This window comes from Chrysiogenia bacterium, assembly GCA_020434085.1.
In the GTDB taxonomy this organism is placed as follows: Bacteria; JAGRBM01; JAGRBM01; order JAGRBM01; family JAGRBM01; genus JAGRBM01.
This window is the reverse complement of record JAGRBM010000547.1, coordinates 1-2,895: the sequence shown is the minus strand read 5'-3', so window position 1 is coordinate 2,895 and position 2,895 is coordinate 1. Positions and strand designations below refer to the sequence as shown.

General features: G+C 63.5%; 4 protein-coding genes. 1 reads left to right on the top strand and 3 read right to left on the bottom strand.

Features of this window, described 5'->3' with window-relative positions; genetic code table 11:
• Positions 1-571, top strand: a 571-nt coding sequence (gene groEL / locus KDH09_18145; protein MCB0221626.1) for a chaperonin GroEL, incomplete at its 5' end; no start/stop codon positions are given.
• Between the two features lie 125 nt (positions 572-696).
• On the opposite strand, the gene KDH09_18140 is transcribed toward groEL, so the two are convergent.
• The 3 genes from KDH09_18140 to KDH09_18130 all read right to left on the bottom strand — a co-directional run.
• Positions 697-1,260: a hypothetical protein gene (locus tag KDH09_18140; GenBank protein MCB0221625.1), complete on the bottom strand. Its 564-nt coding sequence runs from the start codon at positions 1,258-1,260 to the stop codon at positions 697-699.
• A gap of 59 nt (positions 1,261-1,319) precedes the next feature.
• A complete protein-coding gene (locus KDH09_18135) occupies positions 1,320-2,048 on the bottom strand; it encodes an outer membrane beta-barrel protein (protein MCB0221624.1) in 729 nt (242 codons plus the stop codon).
• Positions 2,045-2,895, bottom strand: an 851-nt coding sequence (locus tag KDH09_18130) for a hypothetical protein (GenBank protein MCB0221623.1), incomplete at its 5' end; no start/stop codon positions are given. The genes KDH09_18135 and KDH09_18130, both read right to left, overlap by 4 nt.

Sequence of the window (2,895 nt, the reverse complement as noted above, 5' to 3'; positions counted from 1 at the left end):
CGAGAAGCTCCAGGAGCGTCTGGCCAAGCTCGTCGGCGGCGTGGCCGTCATCAAGGTCGGCGCTGCTACCGAGGTCGAGATGAAGGAGCGCAAGGCGCGCGTTGAGGACGCCCTCAACGCCACCCGCGCGGCCGTGGAAGAGGGCATCGTGCCCGGCGGCGGCATCGCGCTTGCCCGCCTGCAGAAGGCCCTCGACGGCCTCAAGCTTGAAAACCACGACCAGCAGATCGGCGTGAACATCATCCGTCGCGCCATCGAGGAGCCCCTTCGCCAGATCGCCAACAACGCCGGTCTCGAAGGCTCTGTCGTTCTCGACAAAGTCCTTCAGAAGACCGAGGCCTCCTGGGGCTTCAACGCCCAGACCGAGACCTACGAGGACCTGGTTGCCGCGGGCGTGATCGACCCGACCAAGGTCGTGCGCAGCGCACTGCAGAACGCCGCCAGCGTGGCGGGCCTGCTGCTTACCACCGAGGCGCTCATCGCCGAAAAGCCCAGCAAGGACGGCGGCGGCGCCGACATGGGCGGCATGGGTGGCATGGGCGGAATGGGCGGAATGCCGGGCATGATGTAAGCCCAGCACCTGCCTGTTCCATTCAGAGCATTTGCAAAGGCCCGCTTCCGAAAGGAAGCGGGCCTTTTGTTTTTGGTTTCGTGGACGTGGACGTGGACGTGGACGTGGACGAATAGAACTTGCCGCTATTCACCGGTCAAGGCATGCTGCGCTTCCTCGCGCTCGATCCAGGCACCCCCGACGACGATCATCGCCAACGCCAGCAGCGTGACCCAGAACCCGTACATGAGTTCATCAGCGACCTCGTCGAATGCGATCATCAATAAGGGAGCCCACAGAATTCCGCCCACCCACATGCTTCGGCCCAGAATTCTCGTGGAGGAAAACCTGCCTTGACGCGAAAGATATACAAGTGAGAGTGCGAGCGCCGCGAATGCGCCAAGTGCCCAGTTCTCCCACTCCTGCGCCGAGTTCGACAGAATATCCTCCCCGGTTTGCCAGACGGAGTTCGAGAGGTTGCGAATGCCCCAGAGCACGACATAGAGGCGAAGCGCGCGACCTGCGCGGCCGAGCATTGCGTCCCCACGCAGCGCAACGACCGCAAGCGCAATTAGCACGGCAAGCCCGAACAGATACTCCGGCACGAAGCCGCCCCACTTGAGGCCAAACTCATACGGATACACCGGATCGTCACAGGCCCGGACGACCGGCATCACGAACGCCGCGATGAGCAGCGTGCCGCCGCTCATGCCGAGAAGCCGGGGGCCCCGCGGCAGTGGCGCCTCTGTGTCGGGAGTTTCGGGCGCTTCTACCGCACCCATATCGTCAGGCCCAGCCGGGCGCCCATGCCGGAGAGATCGAGCCCCTTGCCGTTGTACTGGTTGGGCGTCTTGGTGCCGAAGTTGTTGACCCACTGCCAGTGAAAACCGGTGTCGAGATACATGCCGTCGATGCCCTGGTTGCGAAGCGAGCGCCGCGAGTTTTTGTCGAGCTCGTCGATGCGCCAGAGCAGCCCTGCGCCGCCGTGCACGCCCCACTTGATGCCCCAGACATTGCCGACACCGATCGTGTCCTCGTCATAGACGAACCACGCGCCCGTCACTCCGCCGCGCACATAGGGCACGAGCCAGGCATCGGGGTCCCACTGCAGGCGGTAGCGCAGCGAAGCGGTCATCGGAATCGTGTGCAGGGTGTCGACGTTCGTCAGTCGGCTGATCACTGGCGGGATCATCAGGAAATCATTCTCATTGAGCTGGTGCGCGCTCTCGTAGCGGTATCCAATGGAGCCCAGCAGGTCGAAATTGCCGGTCAGCCGCATGCCCGCTTCAAAAGAATATTGCTGTGCGCTCGATTCTTCGAAGTAGGAGCGCTGGCGCGAATCCCCGACGCTGATCCACTCCATCTGCATCGAGCCCCAGAAACGCCCGGCACCAAGCGTGCTGCGACGGCTCTGGGGAATGCCCTGCGCGTGCGCGCTGCCCGCGGCGCACAGCACCAGCCATGCGCCCAGCAGAACGGGAAGGATGCGGCGGATCATGCGCGCGCTCCGCGGCGACGAACGGCGAGCGCTATCGCGAGCGCGCCCAGCCAGAGGAGCAGTTCGCCCGCGCCCCAGCCGCGCGCGCGCGGCGAGAACACGCAGCCGTTCTCACCGAGCAGATCGAGCAGGCTCACACCTGGCGCCGGCGTTCCCTCCAGGTCGGCCACGAACTCGACCGAGCGGTTGCCCGCGTTGTCGAGCGCGTAGACGTTGAAGGTATAGGTCACCCGGTTGGTCAGGCCCGTGATCGTAAAGGAAGATCCGTTACCGGTGGCATAGGCCTGATCGTCAGGGGGCGTGACCGGATCCTCTGCGGCATCCACGGCGCTCGTGAATTCGACAAAGAATGCGCCGATTCCCGATGCGACGCCGTTCATCACTTCGTCGCTTGCGCCGGGGATTGTCACGGTCAGCTCACTGCTGCCGACACCGACCGTTCCTTCAAGGGGTGCTGCAATTTTTGGGTCCGTGGTGTCGTAGATGACCTCGCGCGCGACATAGGCGATATCGCCGCTCTCGTCGGGAATCTGAAACAGGACCTCGACCAGTTCGTTATCGGTCGTCGCCATCCCCAACGCCATGCGAACCGATTCAGCGCCGACGGCGATGGTCAGGTCGGGCATGGCGTAGGTCAACGAAAGGGGCGTCAGATCCATCCCGCTCAATTCGCCCTTGAGACGCACGAATGCGTATTGCATGTCAATTGGCGTCGGGATGTCTTCGTCTGTCGTGAAGACCATATCCACCTGGGTCTTCACGTTGTTGTCTTCCACGGTCATCGCGTCACCGTCGTTGTACCCGAAGGCCAGGACCGCGGGTCCGGCTTCTTCGAGGAGCGCCGCAT